Here is a 22,628-nt window from a genome sequence, read left to right on the forward strand (position 1 = left end):
CTATTTTATACACTGATTTCTATTGAAAACAATGTCATAAAATTGTATCGTTGCTCAACATATATAGTAAACTTGGTCTGTTATGATAATTGATTATTTTGACAATGAAAGTATTAATGAAGATATAAAGAACTATATTCAAAGAAGAATAAAAGCTTATGGTGATCTGCGTTATTCCTATTTGGTAATGAATAAGAAAACACCCTTACACCCGACTATTATTTCAAACTATCCAATGGATTGGATACAAACATATAAAAAAAATAACTACCACCTTATCGATCCTGTTATTTTGACGGCAAAAGACAAAGTTGCTCCGTTTGCTTGGGACGATAATTCGGTGATTAATATAAAGTCAACCGACTCAGCCGTATTTAACCTTGCCAGAGAATATAATATCATTAATGGTTATACATTTGTTCTTCATGATAATAATCATAATATGGCAACGCTGAATATTTCTAATGGAAGTGATGATAGCATTTCTTTTGATGAGAGCATTGAGACCAATAAAGAGAAAATTCAAATGCTGCTTATTCTGACTCATGATAAAATGTTGGGTCTTTACCACAAAAATAACAGTAAAAACAATAAGTTGAATGGTGCCGGTGACGAAAGGGAAATCTTTTCGCCTAGAGAGAACGAAATTTTATATTGGGCTAGTGTCGGCAAAACATACTCGGAAATCTCCATAATATTGGGAATAAAAAGAAGTACAGTTAAGTTTCATATTGGTAATGTTGTCAGAAAACTTGGTGTTTTAAATGCCAAGCATGCGATAAGACTTGGCATAGAGTTAAAGTTAATTAAACCTATTTAACTATATCTGGCACCGCTAATGGCCAGGTTTCAAGTATATGAGGTTCAACGTGATGCGTTCTGCGTATCTTCTTTATTAATTGTTGTTGGCTATCAATGTCGACACCCAGATGTAAAAGATAAATAACCTCATTTTTCTCTGACTCACCTTGGTTTAAAACTGTAATATTCCAGCCGGAACGCTTCAGTAATACATACATCCCTCGGCTGACAACAGTCAGTATACCTTTATAATTACGGCTTCTGGCATAATTAACCATTGCTAAAAAAAGTAATACGCTGAGTGCACTATTATTGCCTACCATATCTCTTGCTAGTTTTTTTTCAACAAAGAAACGGCTGGATTCTATAAAACCATCGACCGGAAGGTCAATGTCGGAAAAATAAGGTGCGAATGGCCCTGCCACCATTGTCGGATATTTCATTTCAATAAATCTGACACTGCAAACAATAGTGTCCTCTATTATTCCTAATATATAGTTTGTATTCTCATCATCATATTGGTCGCTTTCTCTGCCATCAGTACAGGTTACTTTCCAATCTAAGCGATCTTTAAATGTTATTTTTCTAAGTGTGAAGATCTCGTCTAACTTTCTTTCAGGCATACTATTAAAGTTTACGTTAAATAGTTTTAACATGATGAAAACCAAAGTTATTTAATTAAACCAGCATCGTACACGATCTCTGTCCGTTAGTGCAAACATTGAACGAGGTTAGACAACGCCATGAATAACTAATGAATGTCAGCATCGTCGTTCAATTATTCTACAAATAGCAAAAAGACAGACAATCTATTTTTGATGGCCACGTGCTATAGATGCGGTACTCGGAGAGTTGATGGATCTTTTTAAGAGAAAAGTGACATCAGACGGGACTTTTCAACAGGAAATAGTTATAACGAAACATCATTTCATTTTTTGATTGAAAAGGATGTTCACGTGGACCGCAGTCCTGCGCTTTTTACCAATAAAAAATTTGTTTTCCTCGTGGCAACCTTCTGTTGCCTTCTTTGGGGCAGTGCCTACCCTGCGATTAAAAATGGTTATGCACTGTTTCATATCGCCCCAGATGACATTCCGAGCAAGATGGTGTTTGCGGGTTATCGCTTTTTATTGGCCGGGTTAGTGCTACTCATTTTTGCTGTTGCCAGTGGTAAAGCTATTGGCCGACTTAACAAGGGCCAATATAGGCAGATTGCCATTTTAGGTCTAACACAGACCACGTTACAGTATGTCTTTTTCTATATTGGGCTGGCATATACTACCGGGGTGAAAGGTTCCATCATGAATGCAACGGGGACATTCTTCAGTGTCTTGTTGGCGCATTATATTTATAAAAATGATCGATTATCATTTAATAAAATCATTGGCTGCGCACTGGGTTTTGCTGGCGTGATGGTGGTGAATTTTGGCGCCGATTTGATGGATTTTAATTTTTCACTGTTAGGTGAGGGAAGTGTGGTACTGGCTGCTTTCATCCTTTCTGCCGCCAGTATTTACGGCAAACGTATTTCACAAACCATGGATACCACGGTGATGACAGGCTACCAACTTGCCATCGGAGGGTTGGTGTTGACGCTTGGCGGTTATCTCTTTGGTGGCCATTTGAGTGACATTGGCTGGCGGGCTTTATTGTTATTGGCCTACCTGGTGCTGTTGTCATCGGCCGCTTTTGCACTCTGGAGCTTGCTACTCAAATATAATCGGGTAGGGATGGTTGCACCGTTCAATTTTCTCATCCCGGTTTCAGGTGCGGTTCTGTCCGCCATTTTCCTCAATGAAAGCATTTTAGAATGGAAGAATGCCCTTGCGCTGGTATTGGTTTGTGCGGGGATCATTTTGGTTAATCGAATAAAACAGAATAAGACAGAATAACGAATAAAGAATAAATAGTGCAAAGTTATCAATGTGGGGGATGTACTAGCCTTAATTGAATTTGAGATATTAGGGCTAATACCAGCAGTTAAATGTATTTTAACAATTTTAGCGTGCAACGATTTTTTCGATGTCGATAGAAAGCAAAGTGGCATTGGTTGGCTATAATAAACATGCACTTGATAAAGATATAAGTATCGTGTCCATTATTTCTTGAAGGTGACCTATGCTACATGTTGACATTCCAAGTCGTGAAGAATTTCTTAGTCTTTCTGATGTACGCTCCGATGCCTGTGTTTCCATCTATCTTGAAACATCACCGTTACATCAACAGTTAGCTGGCAGTAAAATCCAGCTGGGGAACTTAATAAAAGAGGCATTACAACAGCTTGAGGCCGTAAACTTTGATAAACGGCGTCTGGCTTTATTGGAAGAAGAGTTATATTCCGTATTAGAGGATGAGTCATTCTGGGATCTGCATGCTTACAGCCTCGCAATACTTGCGACGCCTGATACTTTGCGAACCTACCGTTTGGCTAATAAACTGCAAGACCAAGTAGAGATCAGTGAGCGTTTCCACCTCAAACCGTTATTACGCGCACTGACATTTCCACACTCCGCTTATATTCTGGCATTATCAGAAAATGAAGTGCGTTTGATTGAGTTTTTTGCCGATGCACCACCCGCTATCGTTTCTGTTCCCAACCTACCTGACAATGTGTTAAATGCAGTAGGTAAAGCTTCATTAAATGCACGTAAGTATGATGGCGTACATGAAAAAGTAAGGCTCGCACAATATACCCGGCAAATAGATAATGCCCTGCGGCCATTATTTGCCCGTCATAACTATCCGCTTATTTTAGTCAGTACTGAACCTTTGACGTCAATTTATCGGGCGACAAATTCATTATCAAATCTGGTGGATGAAACGTTATCTACCAATGCAGAACATCTTAATATTTCGGAACTTGCCACATTAGCGCGCCCGGTATTGGATAATTTCTATCGGGCGCAAATAGAGGGGCTGAAGCCGTTATTTGAACAGCGCGCAGGAGAACGTCGAGTCACTCATGATTTGTCGGATGCGGCACGGGCGGCAACGTTCGGTGCTATTGATTTATTACTGGTTGATATTGAAAGCCAAGTCCCAGGAACTATCAATGATCAGGGTATTATTACTTTTGCGTCAGAAGATGATGCTCTGACATATGGGGTTATCGATGAGATTGCCAGACGTGCATTGGCAACCGGAGCTCGAGTTTTGGCGGTGCGGGAAAGCGATTTAGCCGGTAATCAGTTGAGCGCTATATTGCGTTATCCACTTTAAATTGTCTTAATTAATCAAAACAGGGTCGCATAGGCCCTGTTGCACTTAGCGCTTATTCAGCCAGATATTGGCGCAGTGTATTGAGTAAATGATCGAATACCACGCGGACTCGCTGGGTATTGCGTAGATCTTCATGCATCACCAACCAAAACTCCAGTGGATACGAGAATTCTTGTGCTAACACCCGCACTAACCCAGATTGACGAGCTATGGGTTCATGGCAGGCACCAATGCCCAAACCGCTGCGTATTGCCGCCAACTGTGCCAAATGGCTATCAGTACGTAGGCGGTATTGGTGCGGTTTAAAATCGATTCCCTGTTCACGCAGAACCTGGACATCGTAGGTGTTACGATCCGGACCGATTAACGCGTGAAACGCTAATGCTCCGAGACTCTGCGGCATACCATGGCGCTCAATGTAATCTTCAGTAGCAAACAGCCCAACTTCGCAATAACCCGCCCGTTGCGCAATAACTGGCAACGCTTTGGGGCGTAAGGTTCTTACTGCAATATCGGCTTCCTGGCGGGTTAACCCCTCTATCTTGCTACCCAGACTTAATTCCAGCACCAGCTCAGGATAGTGTAAGCGCAGAGGTTCTAAGCGTTGCGGCAGGATTTCAACGCCAAGTAACTCACTGGTGGCAATGCGCACGGTATCTTTAGCTGACCCAATATCGGCGCAGGCGGCTCGTACAAAAGCGTCGGCAGCGGTGGCCATTTCCAAGGCATGGGGTAACAGTGCCCGCGCTGTTTCCGTTGGGATTAATCCAGTGGACGTGCGGTTAAACAATTTTTGCCCAAGACATTGTTCCAGCGACTCAATATGCCGGCGGGCTGTCGGTTGCGAAACATTCAGACTCCGTGCGGCGGCAGATAAACTGCCTTCACGCATAATGGCCAGAAATGTACGCTGGTTATCCCAATCAGCAGGAGGTAGGTTCATAAAATTGATACTGTCAGATGGTCATAAATAGACAATTTCATTGCGTTCCCCTGTACGGTATCCCTATCACTTATTCATCATAACATCAGGCTTTATCGGTAACGATTTTCACCCCGACCCGACTTACCCGATCCGATTCCATTTCGGCAATCGTCCAGGTCAAGCCATCCCACTCAATCTGATCGCCAATAACAGGCTCTCCACCAAATAAATAGAGGACGAATTGGCCCAATGTTTGCTGTTTATCGATTCCGGGTTCCAGATTAAGGCCATAAATCTGAGAGATATCGTGGAGCTTGGCATCGGCATCAAGAATAAAGTCACCAAAGAAGCGTTCATCCAGTTGGATATTGGGCGACTGACTAAACAGTTTTCCCAATGCTGGCAGGTCGTGTTCCTGACCGATAACACACAAGATGTCACCTTCTTTCAGACGGGTACTGCCGGTGGGGTGCAATAAGTCTTTACCACGAAACAGCGCCGCAATACGTGTCCCTTTAGGCATTTTCAAATCGCGCAGCGCAGCACCGATACACCACTTGTCACAACTCAACTGGTAAATGAACTGTTCCCATTGGTTATTCATATCAATATCTAACCCAATGCGCGAGACCGGTGCTAGTGCTGGAGGCACCACCAATTTAGTTTTACGTGCGGCAAATGACAGGCTGGTACCCTGTAGCAGCAGTGATACCAGCACGACAAAAAAGGCCACATTGAAAAATAAATTCGCGTTGGGAATGCCGGCCATCATCGGGAATACGGCTAGAATAACCGGCACTGCACCGCGTAAACCCACCCAGGAAATAAAGATCCGTTCACGCAGATTAAAGCTTGGGAACGGCAGTAAACCAATGAACACCGACAGTGGTCGGGCGAACAAAATCATCCATAATGAGAGGAGCAGCGCTGGGATCGCTATCGGCAATAGGTCACTTGGATTAAGCAACAGCCCCAACACCAGGAACATCCCGATCTGACTCAGCCATGCCAGCCCATCGAAAGTTTGTAATATACCGGAGCGGTTACGGATAGGGCGGTTACCCAGTAATAGCCCGCAGAGATATACTGCCAGAATACCACTGCCGTTCATGGCCGTTGCCAATGAGAAAACCAGAATCCCACCACTAACTGCCAGCAGGGGATATAAACCATTCGCTAGCTCTATTCGGTTTATAAAGAGCAGCAGTAAACCACCACCGCCTAACCCGATGATAATTCCCAGACCAAACTGTTGGATTAAGTGCACCAGGAACATCCAACTGAGGCTGGTTTCACCTGCGGAGATCATGGCAATCAAGGTAACGGTTAAAAACACCGCCATGGGGTCATTGCTGCCTGATTCTATCTCTAAAGTGGCACTGACGCGCTCGTTGAGGCCTTTACCCCCAAGCAGTGAGAATACCGCAGCGGCATCGGTCGAGCCAATAATCGCACCAATGAGCAGCCCTTGAATAATATCTAAATCGAACAGCCAGGCCGCAGCCAGGCCCGTCAGACCGGCAGTAATCACCACACCGACGGTTGCTAAAGAGAGCGCAGGCCACAGGGCAACACGGAATGATGAGGCTCTAGTGCGCATCCCGCCATCTAGCAGGATAACCGCCAACGCAAGGTTACTGACCAGATACGCCACTGGGTAGTTATCGAAAGCAATCCCGCCAATACCGTCGCCGCCTGCCAGCATACCGATGGCCAGAAAGATAACCAGAATCGGAATACCCAGCTGGGAAGAGAGTGAACTCAGTAAAATACTGGCTCCCACCAGCACTGCGCCGATCAAAAAGAGGCTATTAATTGCGATGGCGTCCAAGGTGGGAGTTCTCCTGATTTAAGGCGAAAATAAATGAATAACAGGCCAAAGTTATAAAAAATTATTATACACAGATTTACCTCATCTAATGCGAAGAGATGACCTAATTCAATGTGTTAAATCAGCATTTCTTTAGTTCATAGCGTTGTGGTACTTACTCACTTGAACCACTGATTTTGTCAGTTCTTTGGAATGGAATCATTTGCAGCTTTGCTGAAATGTAAAAGACGTTAAGTCTATATAATGATTAAAATTATGAGGATAAAAGAGGGGTCGCTCACCTTTAATTGCCCAGCGGGGAATCAAGGGTGAGCGTTGGATAGTAGAACTAGTCGCGTTTGAGTGTTACCAGCGCTCTTCTCAGTGCTTCTGCTGTCGGTGCTTTTTCCTGTTCAGGAAGATTATCGACAGAAAGCTGTGACAGTTCGTTAACTAATACGCTGCGATCTTTTCCGGTGATTGCGCTGTCCAGCGCTCCGCTAAGGCGGCTAACCAAGGCAAACAGGGTAGCGAACTCGGTGACTGCAACAGCATCAGACTTGGGATTATTCTCAGTAGATTCTTGCTTTTTCATCACAATTCCTCTTTTTGTTGTCACTGCAAGTGAAACAAATCCTGATAAGGAATCAACAGGATAGTTGCTCTGAAAGCAGAGCAAGCAGTGAGGCATTAGCCATCCCGCCATCTACATGATGGTTTCACAGTGTAGCCGTTTTATCGCTTAAGCGGTATGCCGATATTCATATCGCTTAGCAATAACATTATTCGTTTGAATAATAATTTGATTACACCGTTTGCTGCTGCGGCTTGCCAGAAAATAAGAATTTCAGCAATGGAATACGGCGATGAATCTCATATAACATGAATGAAATCAGGCAAACAAAGGCCATGCCCACTACAAAGCCAAGGCCATTATTGTCAATTAGCGGTGTAATAAAGGCACCATAAATCAAGGTTAGCGGATGATGCACCAGGTAGATGAAAAGTGAGGCATTAACCAGATAGGTGATACGTGGTGAGGGGTAGTTTAATAACCGGTACCCAATAGAGTAGACCACATTGGTCATGGTCACGCCCATCAATGCCTTGATGATAAGATCCAGCTCAAAGGCAAAAAACTCAGCAGTATTAATATGTTGGTTTATCGAATAGGCGATGAATAACAACACTGAGGCCAAAAATGCACCAGGTGAAAAGGTAAGAAATACCCGTTTGAGTGGCGGATAGATAAAGCTGTAAGCACCCAATAGAAAGAACGGTAGATAAAACAAAGTCTCCATAACAAAGAAATTGAAGACACTATTAAAGAGTATTTCCGGGTTAAGAAGAAATATTATTCTACGAATGACCGCGTAGATTAATACAAAGCCAAACAATGATAGTGAGATTTTTCCTATATTATTCATTTCCTTTATCAACACTGGAACTGACTGTTGGTTATTCTTGATTTTTTTGAACAGATAAAAACAGATTGTCGTCAGCAATGCGAGGGTTAACAAAAACCATAAGTGTGAAACCATTTCCCAAATAGCAATATTTATTTTTTGATAAATTGTAAATGAATTCCAATCTTGTAATTTGGTGGTGTAATTTTTAAGGAGGTAAAATTGTGGCAATGTTATTAATGGGATGGCGGTGAGTAACGGAATAACCACCCGCTCCAGGCGGACCTTAAGCCAGCGCTGGCGCTCATAGCGTTGATATAACATGAACGAAAAATAGCCGGAAATAACAAAGAATACCTGCATGCGAAAGGCGTGAATGAAATCGTTTAGTAAGGTAAATAGATGTGAAGGATGCGTACTATTCACTGCCCAATGATGGTTGGAGTATATAAGAGAAAGATGAAAAGGAATACCGAGTAACATCAAATAGGCGCGGATAGCGTCTAGAAAGTACTCCCGTTGGTTAGTATTTTTTTTCATACTTATTCACTATTTGTTATCGGAATTAGAATAACGCGCCGGTTTTACCCACGGAGTTGTTTTTATAGTAAACGTTTATTGATAACAATATACGTTATTCAATGGATCAGTAAGGCGAGAAACACTACTATAAGGGCTAATGATTTTCCATAGCGTATTTTAGCTGGGCAAGATAGTCTTGTGGCTTAGCCACGGGTTTAAACAATCAACCGTCGGCATAACTCAGGCATTTACGCTAACCTGAATTTATCTGTACGGTATGTGGGATAAACCGTCAATAATTTGGCTGTGATGATTTAAGCACCCGAACAGGGGGAGATGTGCGAGTTAATATTTTTTCAAACGTTAATAGAATGTCTAAAGGGTCACGCGCGAACAGCGTCAGATGGCTGGGGGTAACTCTCTTGCTGTCATTATTCACTTCTCAGGCAATGGCTTTCTCGTTAGATGATGTGGCTAAACAGGCACAGACATTGGCGGGTAAAAGCTTCGAGGCACCAAAAAGTAACCTTCCATCGCAATTTCGCGAAATGAAATTTGCCGACTATCAGCAGATTCAGTTTAACCATGACAAATCGTATTGGACTAAACTGGATACGCCATTTAAGTTAGAGTTCTATCACCAAGGCATGTACTTCGACACACCAGTGCAGATCAACGAAGTTACTGCGACCAGTGTTAAACCCATCAATTATAGCCCTGACTATTTTAACTTTGGTTCGGTCAAGCATGATGCCGAGTCAGTGAAGAACTTAGGTTTTGCTGGTTTTAAAGTGCTTTATCCGATCAATAAAGCGGATAAGAAAGACGAAATCGTAAGTATGCTTGGTGCCAGCTATTTTCGTGTGATTGGTAAAGGTCAGGTTTATGGCCTTTCTGCACGCGGGCTGGCCATTGATACTGCATTGGCCTCTGGCGAGGAGTTCCCACGTTTTCGTGAGTTCTGGATTGAGCGGCCTAAACCAAATGACAAACATCTGGTTATCTATGCTCTGCTGGACTCACCTCGTGCCACCGGTGCTTACCGTTTCGTCATTTATCCGGGGCGCGACACCACTATTGATGTACAGGCCAAAGTCTTCCTGCGCGACAAGGTTGAGAAGCTGGGTATTGCACCATTAACCAGCATGTTCCTGTTTGGGCCAAGCCAGCCGTCAGCAGTGTTGAACTATCGTCCGGCATTACATGATTCCAATGGTCTTTCTATTCATGCGGGTAATGGTGAATGGATTTGGCGACCACTGAATAATCCAAAACACCTGTCGGTCAGCACCTATACGGTGGAAAATCCAAAAGGGTTTGGTTTGCTACAACGGGGTCGTGAATTCTCGCAGTATGAAGATTTAGACGACCGCTACGATTTGCGTCCGAGTGCCTGGGTTGAACCGCGTGGTGATTGGGGCAAAGGTAAAGTTGAGCTGGTGGAAATTCCAACGGCGGATGAAACCAACGACAATATCGTGGCCTTCTGGTCACCAGACGTGTTGCCGGATGCAAAAACATCACTTGATCTGAATTACCGCCTGCACTTCACGCGCGATGAAGAGAAATTGCATTCGCCGGACGTGGCCTATGTCAAACAGACCTTACGTTCAACCGGTGATGTGAAACAGTCGAATCTGATTCGTCAGCCTGATGGCAGTGTGGCATTCCTGGTTGATTTTGTCGGTCCAGTGTTGAAATCACTTGATGAAAATACACCGCTAGCTTCACAGGTCAGTATCGACGACAACGGTGAATTGATCGAGAACAGTGTGCGCTACAACCCGGTTACTAAGGGCTGGCGTTTAACATTGCGGCTGAAAGTTAAGGACGCAAAAAAACCGATAGAAATGCGTGCTGCGCTGGTTAACGGTGATAAAACCCTGACTGAAACCTGGAGCTATCAGCTACCTGCCGATGAATAAGTCAAATCAATCTCCTGTACAGGATTATATTGCGGACTTGCCCCTGACTGCTCAGCAGCAAGGGGCGCTGCGTGATGCTCTACCTGAAGATGTATTACTCGATAGCACCCCTGAAGCGATGCAGCATTTGCATCAGCAACTGGCGGCCAGTGCGCCACCAACGGGAGTTTTTAGCCAGGAAGACAGTGCGTTAGCATCAGTCAATGCCCGTCTGCGTGCGGCGTGGCCGGAGGCCTTGGCGCAAGGGAAACAACTGGAGTCAGATTGCGAAGGGCGCACGGTCATTAATGCGATGCCGCCCATCAAACGCACCAGTATGGCACCGCAGGCATGGCGGACCAATCCGGTGGGGCGTTTTTGGGATTCATTATTGGGTCGTAACCCGGTGTCACGGGCACAAACCCATGAGCAGGCCATCGCCGAGAAGAAATGGCGTAGTGTAGGTTCTCTGCGCCGCTATATTTTGCTGATACTCATTGTGTTGCAAACTACCATTGCGACCAGTTATATGAAGACCATTCTGCCCTACCAGGGGTGGGCGTTAATCGATCCTTTTGAGATCTGGCAACAAAACTGGCAGGTTTCGGTAATGCAATTGCTGCCTTACCTGCTACAAACCGGCATCCTGATTCTGTTTGCCGTGCTGTTTTGTTGGGTCTCTGCCGGATTCTGGACCGCGCTGATGGGCTTCCTGCAATTGCTGATTGGCAAAGATAAATACAGCATATCCTCTACTATCAAAGGAGATGAGGCGCTCAATCCAGCTCACCGGACCGCGCTGATTATGCCAATTTGTAATGAGGACGTGGAGCGGGTATTTGCGGGGCTACGTGCTACTTATGAGTCAGTCGCCGCCACGGGTCAGCTTGAGCACTTCGATATTTATGTGCTGAGTGACAGTTATGACCCCGATATCTGTGTGGCAGAGCAGAAAGCCTGGCTGGAGCTGTGTCGTGATGTCGATGGGCATGGGCGCATTTTCTACCGCCGCCGCCGCCGTCGGGTTAAACGCAAAAGCGGTAATATCGATGACTTCTGCCGCCGTTGGGGCAGTCAGTACAGCTATATGGTGATTCTGGATGCCGATAGCGTGATGAGCGGTGAGTGTTTGACCGGGCTGGTGCGGCTGATGGAAGCCAATCCAAATGCCGGGATTATCCAATCTGCGCCGAAAGCCTCAGGTATGGACACGCTGTATGCCCGTATCCAGCAATTTGCCACGCGAGTCTATGGTCCGCTGTTTACGGCTGGTTTACATTACTGGCAGTTAGGCGAATCCCATTACTGGGGCCACAATGCCATTATTCGGGTTAAGCCTTTTATCGAGCATTGTGCACTGGCACCATTGCCGGGTGAAGGTTCGTTCGCAGGTTCCATTTTGTCGCATGACTTTGTGGAAGCGGCATTAATGCGTCGTGCCGGCTGGGGAGTGTGGATTGCTTATGATTTGCCGGGTAGCTATGAAGAACTGCCACCTAATTTGCTTGATGAACTAAAACGAGACCGCCGTTGGTGCCACGGTAATCTGATGAATTTCAGGTTGTTCCTGGTTAAGGGCATGCATCCGGTTCACCGGGCTGTGTTCCTCACCGGTGTGATGTCATATCTGTCTGCGCCGTTGTGGTTTATGTTCCTGGTGCTGTGTACTGCTTTGCAAGCGGTGCATACCTTGATGGAACCGCAGTATTTCCTGCAACCGCGTCAACTGTTCCCAGTCTGGCCCCAGTGGCGGCCCGAGCTGGCAATTGGCTTGTTCTCCACCACTTTGGTATTACTGTTCTTGCCAAAATTACTCAGCATCATTTTGATCTGGGCAAAAGGGGCGAAAGAGTACGGTGGGGCGCTGCGTCTATTGCTGTCGATGCTGGCTGAAATGTTGTTCTCCGTGTTACTGGCCCCTGTGCGGATGCTGTTCCATACCGTGTTTGTGGTTAGCGCCTTCCTCGGTTGGTCAGTGCAATGGAACTCACCACAACGTGATGATGATGCCACGCCGTGGAGTGAAGCTATGGTTCGTCACGGCTCGCAATTGTTACTGGGTCTGGTTTGGGCCGGTGGCGTGGCCTGGCTGGATCTGCGCTTCTTGTGGTGGTTATCGCCGATTGTATTTTCGTTGATTCTGTCACCGCTAGTCTCTGTGGTTTCCAGCCGTCGGACATTGGGGATGGCCAGTAAACGGGCTAAATTATTTTTGATCCCGGAAGAGTATAATCCACCACGAGAATTGCTGGCGACGGAAGAGTACCTGAAGCTTAACCATCAGCGGGCGCTCAGTAATGGTTTCTTGCATGCGGTGATGAACCCATCGTATAACGCGCTGGCCAGTGCGATGGCGACAGCTCGCCACCATACCCGTGCGATTATCGAGCAGGTGCGTGGCGAGCGGCTGACACTCGCGCTGGAGGCTGGGCCGGATAAATTGGCTAAATTACAGCGTCTGGAATTACTCAGCGACCCGGTATTGATTTCGCGTTTGCACCAGCAAGTCTGGCAGCAGCCGGAGCAGTATCAGATTTGGAACGGGTATTATCGCCAACTCGCGCATAATATAAAGGCGTTTCCAGCAGCGAAGTAACGCTGATATGAAGTAACGGTAATATTGAGTAAAAACGGGCGTACATTATGTATAGCCCGTTTTTTTATTAGTGATAATTCGGTCTGAGCGGTGATAGCGTATTAGTGAATACGGACTAACGCTTTAACACTTTCTATGTTTTACATTAGCCAGATTGAGTCTTAACCGTTGTTTACATGGCGCTATGATAAGCTGTGTATCGCGCTAAACCTGAAGAGTAACTGTGTGAATCCCATCGTTAAACTGACCCATTGCCCTACCAGCATGGCCCGCATTGTTATGCTGGTGATCGGTATTATGTTGTTGTCCGGCTGTGGCAGCATTATCAGCCGCACGGTGCCGGGGCAGGGCCATGGGCATCAATACTATCCTGGCGTGCAATGGGATATGCGTGAGGGACCATGGAAATATGTCACGGTGATAGACGTTCCGCTGTCAATGATAGTTGATACTTTTATGCTGCCAATCGATGCTCGTCATGGTCCTTATGAGTAACATCATTCGTTGGTAGCAAAAATCAGCAGTTGGTAGTGTTGTTGCTGACAAACGAATTCACTGATCGGTGTCATATGTAACCCTTTGACATGGGCTGCTAATGAGTGTGGATTGTCGTTGTTAACAAACGCAGCCCCCACATCAAAGTCATTGCGGGTATAGGTTTTAACGGCGGCAAACAGTTGACTCAATACCCCGTTGCCACGCCAGCGGCTATCAATACATACCGGCCCGTACAGAAATACCCGCAATTGTGCTAATGGCTGGCCTTGATACTGTTGATGGCTCATGGCTTCCAGCATGGCATCAACCACCGGTGGTCGTGGTTGTTTATGCGTGTGGGCCAAACAGACAAAGCCGGCGACTAGCCCATCATCAACTGCAACCAGAACCCCCAAATCCTGATTAATCGAATCCAGTTGCTTTTCATCCATTTGTGACACAATAAAACCCTGCTTTCGCTGCTCTGGACTTAAGTTTTCTGGGGTGTTTTGTCGCTGCAACTCTAATATAGCCGGGTAGTCTGCAGGTTGCGCAGGTCTTATTTTCATGTTTAATCTCTAGGTTCAAATGTGTTATCAGGAGAGAGTCGATGCCATCAAAAGCAGTGAGGTTACCCGATACCCACGTAAGTAAACCGCCGTCAGTATTACCGAAAACCTCGATAATGCGTGTTGCCAGACCCACAGATAATCTTAAATTAATCAGTGAGATGTACTGCCGTGGGCTAGGCTTTAGCCAACTGGGCCATTTTGCTGATCATCAGGGATTTGATGGTGTTATTCTCGGACATCCACATCACACTTACCATTTAGAGTTTACTCATCATCGCGGTGTTCGGGTAGGGGCGGCACCGACGCAGGACAACTTATTAGTATTTTATATACCGGATCAAGCGCAATGGGTTGTGCAGTGCCAGCAGATGGCGGCGGCAGGTTTTCGTAAGGTCACGTCTTATAATCCTTATTGGGATGTCAGCGGCAAAACGTTCGAAGATAGCGATGGTTATCGTGTGGTGTTACAGCAACAGGAATGGCAGTTGTAAAACAAAACCCGCCACAAGGGCGGGTTTGCGTGAACAGTGGTTGCAGTATATGCATCAGGCCGCTTGTTGGCCCTGAGTATTATTCATCAGCCGACGAATCGGTACGATAAGCAATATTAACACTGCCGCACAGATAACCAGTGCAATTGAGCAACGGGCGAACAGTGTCGGCAGCATATCAAGCTGGTCAGCTTTAACATGTCCGCCAATCAGGCCTGCTGCCAGATTACCCAGAGAACTGGCGCAGAACCACAAGCCCATCACCTGGCCGCGCATTCTGTCTGGTGCCAGTAGGGTCATGGTGGCCAAACCGATCGGGCTAAGGCACAATTCACCCAACGTCAGCAGTAAGATACTCATCACCAGCCACAGCGGCGAAACACCGGCACCACCACTGCTAAGCACATGCTGCGCGGCATACATCATCACAGCGAAACCGGCCGCTGCGCATAAAATACCGATGACAAATTTAGTGATACTGCTGGGTTGAATTTTCTTCTTCGCCAGGGCAGGCCAAGCCCAACTGAATACCGGTGCCAACAGAATAATAAACAGCGCATTTATTGATTGGAACCAGACTGTTGGGATCTCAAAGCCCATAACCATACGGTTAGTGTAATCATTGGCAAACAGATTGAATGAGGTTGGTTTCTGCTCGAAGGCTGACCAGAAGAACGCCGCAGACACTAACAGAATGAAGCACACCAATAGGCGAGCGCGATCTTTACGGCTCATATTGGCAAAGGCAAACAGATAAACGAAATAGAGTGTTACTGAGGCCGCAATAACATAGACCAATAAGCTGGCAATCAATACTGGGTTTATCGGGATAACCCCTTGTGATATCAGGGTAATCAGCACCGCCACTAGCACCATAATACCTGCAACCCACTTGCCAACCCCTTGACGCTGATTGGTCGGTTTATTCCAGCTTGAGTCTAGCCCGACCTCTGCGTCATAGCGTTTCATCGCTGGGATAGCAAAACCACGGAAAATAACCAGTGCGACCAGCATACCAATACCGCCGATACCAAAACCCCAGTGCCAGCCGTGGGATCGCAGCAACCAACCTGACAGTAGCGGCGCGATAAATGACCCCATATTGATACCCATATAGAACAGAGAGAAACCACCGTCGCGGCGGGCATCACCTGGCTTATACAGGGTGCCGACCATGACTGAGATACAGGTCTTGAACAGACCGGTACCCAGCACGATAAACACTAAACCGATAAAGAACATGTCATTGCCGAAGAACGCTGATAGCGCAATCGACAGATGACCCAGTGCAATCAGGATAGAACCATACCAGACTGCACGTTGCTGGCCGAGCCAGTTATCAGCCAGCCAGCCACCGGGTAATGCGGCCAGATACATGCTACCGGCAAAAATCCCGACGATAGCGGAGGCTTGCTCACGAGGCAGGCCCATACCACCGTCAAATACAGTGGCGGCCATAAACAGAATTAACAGTGGGCGGATGCCGTAGAACGAGAAACGCTCCCACATTTCAGAAAGAAACAGGCCGCTGAGCGGATAAGGATGGCCAAAGAACGTGCGGCCACCTTCGGAGTTAACAGAGGTTTGCATAAAGTCTTCCCATAGAATCGCCGTTAAAGTCGGGCGAATAAGCCATCATCGAATGTTCACCCCTTTGGCACTACGGCCAGTTATCAGGGTTAACACTCGTTACAGTAGAATTTAACGCAATAATAACGTCATTTTTTGCTGCCTATCGGGGTTATATCGTATTTTTAGATGAAAAGTCGATACACATCGCATTTATCAGGGTTATCTTTCTGACTTTGAGTGCATTTCACTACAAAAGATAGGGACTAAGTTTCATTATTTAATCTTATTATTAATATTATTTATCAATAAGTTAAATCAATAGGTTATGGCTATTTTGACATGAGAGAGTGCTGAAATAAAAAATTTTCGCATAAAAACACAATAAACAGCAACTTGGCGAGGGATTAACGTTTGATGGGGTCTTTGTCAGTGCATCTCAGGAGGATTCGGGCAGAAAAGAGCAGGAATATACGTGCTTTTGTTTAGGGACTTAGGATGGTTTATGCTGGTATCCGGCGGTTGGGTTACCCCTCTAATCTTTAGCTATCTTGCTGTTGTTGAACCTCACGCTGCCGTGCTTTTAAGGGCTGGCGCTGTAAACACCAGTAAGAATAGATCGCGTTAAATAGCACCACCAAGGCAGTTACACAGAATACAGCGCGGAAACCATAGCTGGCAGAAACCGCAGCCCCGAGTAGCGGGCCGCTGACATTACCGACATCACGAAACGATTGGTTATAACTGAAAATCCGGCCAGCCACTTGATTGGTGCAGTTATAAATCAGTAACGTCTGTACCGCTGGGAGCAATGCACCATCCGTTGCCCCCAGCAAGAAGCGCAAAATACCCAATTGCAATGGAGTCTGCACGAAAGCCATCGGGATCAGGATAAGCACTGACAGAGCCAGCATGGCAATCAGAATGCGCTCTGGGCCGATTCTATCACCCAGTTTTCCTAATCTCGGCGCGCTCATCAATGCAGCAACCCCTGGGACTGACGCAATCATGCCGCTGACGAAAGCCAAATTATGAATATCACCGGCCAGTTCGCGCACATACAGCGTCAAGATCGGCGCAATTGAGCCAGTAGCAATCTGGATTATCATGGTGGTGACAAACAGGCTCAGGATTAACTTCGGGTTCTTCAGGGAGTTAAATACTTGCCGCCCGTTAAGCATGTCTTTTTTCAGTACCGGTGCAAACTGCTCCCTGACATACAGCCAGGTTAGAGCAAAACAGAGCAACAACACCGCCGCGGTAATAAAGAATACCGGTCTCAGGCCATAGTTATCCGCTAACAACCCGCCGATCAGTGGCCCGATTAATGCACCGCTCACTCCACCGGTTGAGAGCGTCCCCAAAGCCCAGCCACTCTTGTTGCGCGGTACTTGAGTGGCGATCAGTGCATTGGCATTTGGAATAAAACCACCCAGTAGTCCCAGCAGTGCACGTAATGCCAGAAACTGCCAGATATTCTGTGCCATACCCATTAAAACCATCACGATCCCCATGCCTAACGCTGAGCGTAATAGCATGATTTTCCGCCCTTTACGATCAGCCAGGCTCCCCCAGAAGGGGGCGGCAATGGCAGAAAACAGAAAAGTAATACTGAATACCAGACCGGACCACATATTCAATGACTGGTGACCGCTCACGCCTAACTCCTCCACATACAATGGCAAGAATGGCATGATCAAACTAAATGCAGCACCGGTTAGAAAACAGCCTAACCAGGTGACAAATAGGTTTCTTTTCCAGTTAACAGGTTGTGGCGCCGAGGTCATAAATTACCGATTAAGCAAGTGATTGCTTTGCGTCTCTTTATTCGTCAGTAGGGCGTTTGAAGGGGCGGCAAAGCACGAGAAGCAGATACTTAGCCTGATAAGTATGCGCTCATAGTGCAGCGACATCAATGAGATAAATATTAGTTTTTATAAAATGGAAAGGTGGTTTGAAATGGATGGATATGCTTATTCTATTTGGTAATAACACAGAAGTTGTGGCATTAGCATGATGTTACAGCTGGCACAGAAAACAGGAAAAACCACCCCGCCAAAGGCGAAGTGGTTAGTCTGATATTTGTTATTTAGCGCCAGTGATTAGCGGTAAGCTTCATTTTTAGTCACGGAATAACGGCCACTACCCAGTAGCATGATAGCGACACCACCGAGGAAATACATAGCTTCGTTTTCCAAACCCCAAGCACCGACTTGGGTCAGGGTAAAGAATTTCCCCGTACCGACCATTAATACTGCAACCAGCAGGTTAACGGCGTAAACGAACGCCGCAGGGCGGGTAAACAGACCAAGAATAATCAGGATCGGGGTGACAATTTCGCCGATGTAAACGCCATAGGCGACAAAACTGGGGATGCCTTGCGCCTGTAAAGACGCGGCTATCCAGCTGGTGCCATGCTGAATTTTGGCGACACCATGAAATAACATCAAGACACCGAACGTTAGGCGTAATAATAGTTTGCCGCCGTTAGGATGGTCTGTTAATCGAGTGAACCAGAGATTAAGTGTTGCGAGCATATATATCCTTATTAAAAAAGAAAATAACCGGATAATAACTAAGATTAATTACTCTCAGTATCGTCAGATAAATCTTATTTGCCTAGCGGATAAATCTGACGAAGTGTATCAAAAAAATTGATATAAATTAATTCTCATTACCATTAGCAATATTCTATTTCTGAATAAGTCATGCTATTCATACAATGAAGGCGCGCCTTCTGGCCGGGTCTTAAAACGCCGGTGTAGCCACATATATTGGTCTGTGGCTTGGGCAATCTCTTTTTCGATCACTTTATTCATAAACGCGGCCGCCGCCACTTCATTATCTAACGGGAAGTTCTCTACCGCGGGTTGCAACAGCAGTTGATAACCTTTGCCATTAGGTAAACGACGCGGCGTGAAAGGAATAATTGCCGGTTTACCCATACGTACCAGCAGGTAAGTCCCAGTGGTGGTTGCCGCTTGATCGACAGCGAACAAGGGCACAAATACGCTGCTGCGCGGACCGTAATCATGATCCGGCGCATACCAGATAATTTCGCCTTGTTTTAGGCTGCGGATCATTCCTTTCAGATCTTTGCGGTCTAACATGGCTTTATTTGAACGCATCCGGCCCCAAGTCTGCATCCAGTCCATGGCTTTATTATCATGCGGGCGATAGACACCGATGCCCGGATTGTAGATACCGAAGATGCGGGCACCCAGTTCCAGCGTAAGAAAATGCAAGCCGATCAATAAAACCCCTTTGCCTTCCTCTCGTGCTTGTTGAATGTGTTCTAGACCACTAACGCTACACCAGCGCTCAATGCGCCAGTTCGGCCAAAACCAAGCCATGCCTGTTTCAAATAACCCCATCCCTACTGATTCAAAGTTCTTAACCAGCAGTTCATCGCGTTCAGCCTGTGGCATATCAGGAAAGCACAACTCGAGATTACGCTGTGTTATCCGTTTACGCCGTTTGAGAAAACGCATAGAAAAGCGGCCAAGGGAGGTGCCCAGGACATAGATAACTGGGTAGGGGAGCAACACCAATAGGTAGAGGATACCGAGGCCAAGCCAGGTCAGCCAATAACGAGGGTGTAGCAGTGAGCGTTCAAAAGAAGGAACTTGCATATCTGTTCTCTGCGTTATTGTAATTCAGTCGGACAGTTAACTATTTACTCTTGATAGCGGATATGTGGTTCTTTAGCGAACCTCAATAGGCAGTTGCCGGTCATCCATACCAACGTATTCATCTGTCATTTAAGGTAGCCTATTGTGACATTTTTAGTGGCTTACAGGAAAACAGACCGCACCAAAAAGCCATTTTTATGCCTTTCGGTTGAAGTTCCCGCCGATTAAATCACCTATCTGATGGTTAAATAACCATGATTGAATTTGGCTATTTGAACGGATTCAGTAAGCTGACTAACTCAGCCAGACTGTTAACTGCCATCTTTTCCATCACTTTAGCCCGATGCACTTCTACGGTTCTGACAGACACACAAGCTTTGTCGGCGATATCCCGATTAATCAAACCCTGCATAACCCATTGCGCAATCATCTGTTCCCGTGGCGTCAGCGAGGCATAACGCAGTTGTACCTGTCGGCGGGCTGTCAACTGCTCTGTGTGCTGGAAGCCCTGTTGTAAGGCGGTAATCAGCGGCGCAGTCGCGACTGGTTTTTGTAAGAAATCAACCGCCCCCAGTTTCATCTGCTCAACCGCCTGCGGCACTTCTCCATGGGCGGTAAGGAATATGACGGCCAGCGTGCTGTCTCGCTGGCGCATCTGGTTATAGACTTGCGTACCATCTAGCAGCGGCATACGAATATCGAGCAGTAATACACCAGATTGATATAAATCAGCTTGGGCCAGGAAACGCTCACCGTCATGCCATACCTTCACTTTGTAATCCAGGCTTTCCAGCAAAAAACGGCAAGCGTCGGTGACGGCAATATCGTCATCAAGTAGATGAATCAGTGACAAGAGTAAGCTCCTTGCTTGGGTTAAGTGGCAGTGTCAGGGTAACGCGTAGTCCAATCTTATCATTGGCGGCCATGTGGTTAAGTAGTGCCAGATTTCCGCCCTGGCGACAGATTAATCGCTGGCAAATGACCAGGCCGAGACCGAGGCCATCACTTTTGGTGGAACGGAATGGGGTCAAAGGCTGGTTGAGCTGTTCGGCCGTCAGGCCACCGGCATCATCTTGCAAAATTAATATTGCCACATCGGCTTGCTGATAAGCACTGAACCATAACTGGTGGGCACCGGCCTGCAAACTGTTAGTGATCAGATTACACAAGACCTGATCGAGCAGCGTGGGCGGTAAATGCAGCGCTAATGATGCCTCGATATCAGTATGCAACGTGCAACACGGCGCTGGATTGGTGGCTGCCAGTAACTGCCAGAGGTGATTAACCAAGGCAGGTAATGGTTGGCAGGCGGCAGAGCTGTTCATGGCCGGCTGTTTTCCTGCCCACAGCCGTAAGTTAGCAATGGTATCAGCCCCGCGTCGGGCCTGATGACTGATTTGACTCAAAATGGGCAGTAATGAGTGATCAGCCTGTTCCCGTTGCAGGCGAATAGCGCAGCCATCGGCGTAATGCTGAATAGCGCTGAGCGGCTGATTTAGTTCATGAGCGAATCCCGCGGCCATCTCACCGAGAATACTCAGGCGCTGAGCTTGTTCCAACGCACTTTCCCTAGCCCTAAGTTGCTGGTGAAGTTGCTCCAATTGCTGGCTGCGACGACGCACCAGAAACGCCACCCAGATATGATTGGCCGCGAGCAATAACAGAATCACCGCGATGGCGACGATCAACAGCCGATGTTGTTGTGCCCACTCAAGAGTCTGTTGCCAGAACTGCGGCTGTTGGGGATGTTGATTAATTGAACGTAATAAACTTTCGACCTGACTGGTGGAGGAGGGGGCACCCCATTGTGGTGTTTTGTCCCCATCGGGGCTGAGCAAAATCCGCGTAACATTATCGGCTAATTCATCCGGTACCTGTGATAACGCGGCAAACGACCAATTCGGGTATAACTCGCTGCTGCTCAGGCATGGAATGGCGGTTCTCTTCGCCAATAGCGGCTTAAAGTCAGCGGTATGCGCTAATCCTTCTGCCTGCATATCTTCCAGCAGGCAGGTGGGCACAATAGCCGCGGAGATAGCGCGATCACGCAGTAGATAAATTAACGCATCCACCGGGAAGCCAGAAAAATGCAATTGAAAATCCCGTTCTGGTTGCAGCCCCGCATCGCGTAGCACTTTGTATCCCAACAAGTAACCGCCAAAGGCATCGGGAGAGACGGCACCAACGCGTTTGCCAATCAACCCTTGGGGATTATGGATATCACTGTCAGCGCGTACCAGAATAACACTACCGATCACATTGCGGCTGGTGCTGTCTGGCTCATGATTGGAACGCAAAGAGACCAACCAACGCAGAGGATAGTGGTTATCAATTTGCACATATTGCGCTGGATTGGTCAGCAGAAAATCAACTCGGTTCTGCTGCACCGCACTTTTCATCGCATTTAAATCCAAGGGTAATAACTGAAAGTGCTGCCCAGGCAAGTGCTGATTAAGGCGATCGGCCAACGGTTGCCAATGTGCTTGCGCCTGAGCATCACCGCGTAATGCCAGCACGCCAATGGTCCAATCATTGGCATGGGCGGTTGAAAACCACCAAAACAGCACTATCACCAGCCCTCTGAAACTCATGCATGTTCCTTTTTATGATCCCCGTCGCAGTGCGCAATTGTCCTGGATCAAGTCCTTAAAGGGAATGTGGAAAACCACAATAGGGCTTCTGCTCGTCGATTTCTACAATCCTT

General features: G+C 46.6%; 19 protein-coding genes. 7 read left to right on the top strand and 12 right to left on the bottom strand.

The genetic code is table 11. The features are described 5' to 3' along the window. Positions 1-82 precede the first annotated feature (82 nt). On the top strand, positions 83-820 hold the full coding sequence (locus tag V1953_RS08020) for a helix-turn-helix transcriptional regulator (RefSeq protein ID WP_083158490.1): 738 nt from the start codon (positions 83-85) through the stop codon (positions 818-820). On the opposite strand, the gene V1953_RS08025 is transcribed toward V1953_RS08020, so the two are convergent. After that, positions 813-1,457 carry an acyl-homoserine-lactone synthase gene (locus V1953_RS08025; RefSeq protein WP_193784637.1) on the bottom strand — a complete coding sequence of 215 codons (645 nt, stop codon included), beginning with the start codon at positions 1,455-1,457 and terminating at the stop codon, positions 813-815. The two genes, V1953_RS08020 and V1953_RS08025, sit on opposite strands and share 8 nt — an antisense overlap. A gap of 300 nt (positions 1,458-1,757) precedes the next feature. Here V1953_RS08025 and V1953_RS08030 point away from each other — a divergent pair, with 300 nt between their 5' ends. Next, complete coding sequence (locus V1953_RS08030) at positions 1,758-2,693, top strand: DMT family transporter (protein WP_372559297.1); 936 nt, start codon at positions 1,758-1,760, stop codon at positions 2,691-2,693. 226 nt (positions 2,694-2,919) lie between these two features. Next, on the top strand, positions 2,920-4,020 hold the full coding sequence (locus tag V1953_RS08035) for a baeRF11 domain-containing protein (RefSeq protein ID WP_083158492.1): 1,101 nt from the start codon (positions 2,920-2,922) through the stop codon (positions 4,018-4,020). A 52-nt stretch (positions 4,021-4,072) separates the two neighbouring features. Here the strand turns inward: V1953_RS08035 and V1953_RS08040 are convergent, their stop codons facing one another. The 4 genes from V1953_RS08040 to mdoC all read right to left on the bottom strand — a co-directional run bounded on the left by V1953_RS08040 (position 4,073) and on the right by mdoC (position 8,701). Then, the gene (locus tag V1953_RS08040; protein ID WP_372569301.1) at positions 4,073-4,963 is read right to left on the bottom strand and encodes a LysR family transcriptional regulator; all 891 of its coding nucleotides are present in this window, start codon (positions 4,961-4,963) and stop codon (positions 4,073-4,075) included. An 85-nt stretch (positions 4,964-5,048) separates the two neighbouring features. Continuing rightward, positions 5,049-6,776: a potassium/proton antiporter gene (locus V1953_RS08045; RefSeq protein WP_442850818.1), complete on the bottom strand. Its 1,728-nt coding sequence runs from the start codon at positions 6,774-6,776 to the stop codon at positions 5,049-5,051. Positions 6,777-7,104: 328 nt separating this feature from the next. Continuing rightward, the gene (locus V1953_RS08050; RefSeq protein ID WP_193784638.1) at positions 7,105-7,350 is read right to left on the bottom strand and encodes a hypothetical protein; all 246 of its coding nucleotides are present in this window, start codon (positions 7,348-7,350) and stop codon (positions 7,105-7,107) included. 211 nt (positions 7,351-7,561) lie between these two features. Beyond that, positions 7,562-8,701 carry a glucans biosynthesis protein MdoC gene (mdoC, locus tag V1953_RS08055; protein WP_083158496.1) on the bottom strand — a complete coding sequence of 380 codons (1,140 nt, stop codon included), beginning with the start codon at positions 8,699-8,701 and terminating at the stop codon, positions 7,562-7,564. 353 nt (positions 8,702-9,054) lie between these two features. Between mdoC and V1953_RS08060 the strand changes: the two genes are divergently transcribed. The 3 genes from V1953_RS08060 to V1953_RS08070 all read left to right on the top strand — a co-directional run bounded on the left by V1953_RS08060 (position 9,055) and on the right by V1953_RS08070 (position 13,678). Next, the gene (locus V1953_RS08060) at positions 9,055-10,608 is read left to right on the top strand and encodes a glucan biosynthesis protein G (protein ID WP_083158497.1); all 1,554 of its coding nucleotides are present in this window, start codon (positions 9,055-9,057) and stop codon (positions 10,606-10,608) included. Beyond that, entirely contained in the window at positions 10,601-13,183 is a 2,583-nt protein-coding gene (mdoH, locus tag V1953_RS08065; RefSeq protein ID WP_442850819.1) for a glucans biosynthesis glucosyltransferase MdoH, read from the top strand. The genes V1953_RS08060 and mdoH overlap by 8 nt, the downstream gene beginning before the upstream one ends. A gap of 264 nt (positions 13,184-13,447) precedes the next feature. Beyond that, on the top strand, positions 13,448-13,678 hold the full coding sequence (locus tag V1953_RS08070; protein WP_083163564.1) for a YceK/YidQ family lipoprotein: 231 nt from the start codon (positions 13,448-13,450) through the stop codon (positions 13,676-13,678). A gap of 2 nt (positions 13,679-13,680) precedes the next feature. Here V1953_RS08070 and V1953_RS08075 read toward each other — a convergent pair whose 3' ends face one another. After that, on the bottom strand, positions 13,681-14,229 hold the full coding sequence (locus V1953_RS08075; protein ID WP_442850820.1) for a GNAT family N-acetyltransferase: 549 nt from the start codon (positions 14,227-14,229) through the stop codon (positions 13,681-13,683). A gap of 116 nt (positions 14,230-14,345) precedes the next feature. Here V1953_RS08075 and V1953_RS08080 point away from each other — a divergent pair, with 116 nt between their 5' ends. Further along, entirely contained in the window at positions 14,346-14,723 is a 378-nt protein-coding gene (locus tag V1953_RS08080; protein WP_442851308.1) for a VOC family protein, read from the top strand. A gap of 54 nt (positions 14,724-14,777) precedes the next feature. Here the strand turns inward: V1953_RS08080 and V1953_RS08085 are convergent, their stop codons facing one another. The 6 genes from V1953_RS08085 to ttrS form a co-directional block, all read right to left on the bottom strand. Further along, positions 14,778-16,313, bottom strand: coding sequence for a peptide MFS transporter (locus V1953_RS08085; protein WP_083158501.1), 1,536 nt, complete (start codon positions 16,311-16,313; stop codon positions 14,778-14,780). Between the two features lie 521 nt (positions 16,314-16,834). Continuing rightward, positions 16,835-18,079, bottom strand: a complete 1,245-nt coding sequence (gene mdtG, locus V1953_RS08090) for a multidrug efflux MFS transporter MdtG (RefSeq protein WP_083158502.1) — start codon at positions 18,077-18,079, stop codon at positions 16,835-16,837. A gap of 315 nt (positions 18,080-18,394) precedes the next feature. Then, entirely contained in the window at positions 18,395-18,829 is a 435-nt protein-coding gene (locus tag V1953_RS08095; RefSeq protein ID WP_083158503.1) for a DoxX family protein, read from the bottom strand. A 174-nt stretch (positions 18,830-19,003) separates the two neighbouring features. Next, the gene (locus tag V1953_RS08100) at positions 19,004-19,924 is read right to left on the bottom strand and encodes a Kdo(2)-lipid IV(A) acyltransferase (RefSeq protein ID WP_083158504.1); all 921 of its coding nucleotides are present in this window, start codon (positions 19,922-19,924) and stop codon (positions 19,004-19,006) included. Between the two features lie 268 nt (positions 19,925-20,192). Next, positions 20,193-20,777, bottom strand: coding sequence for a tetrathionate respiration response regulator TtrR (gene ttrR, locus V1953_RS08105; RefSeq protein WP_372569296.1), 585 nt, complete (start codon positions 20,775-20,777; stop codon positions 20,193-20,195). Continuing rightward, complete coding sequence (gene ttrS, locus V1953_RS08110) at positions 20,755-22,515, bottom strand: tetrathionate respiration histidine kinase TtrS (RefSeq protein WP_442850821.1); 1,761 nt, start codon at positions 22,513-22,515, stop codon at positions 20,755-20,757. The genes ttrR and ttrS overlap by 23 nt, the downstream gene beginning before the upstream one ends. Between the last annotated feature and the right edge of the window lie 113 nt (positions 22,516-22,628).

It is taken from the genome of Yersinia sp. 2541 StPb PI (assembly GCF_052217145.1).
GTDB lineage: Bacteria > Pseudomonadota > Gammaproteobacteria > Enterobacterales > Enterobacteriaceae > Yersinia > Yersinia enterocolitica_E.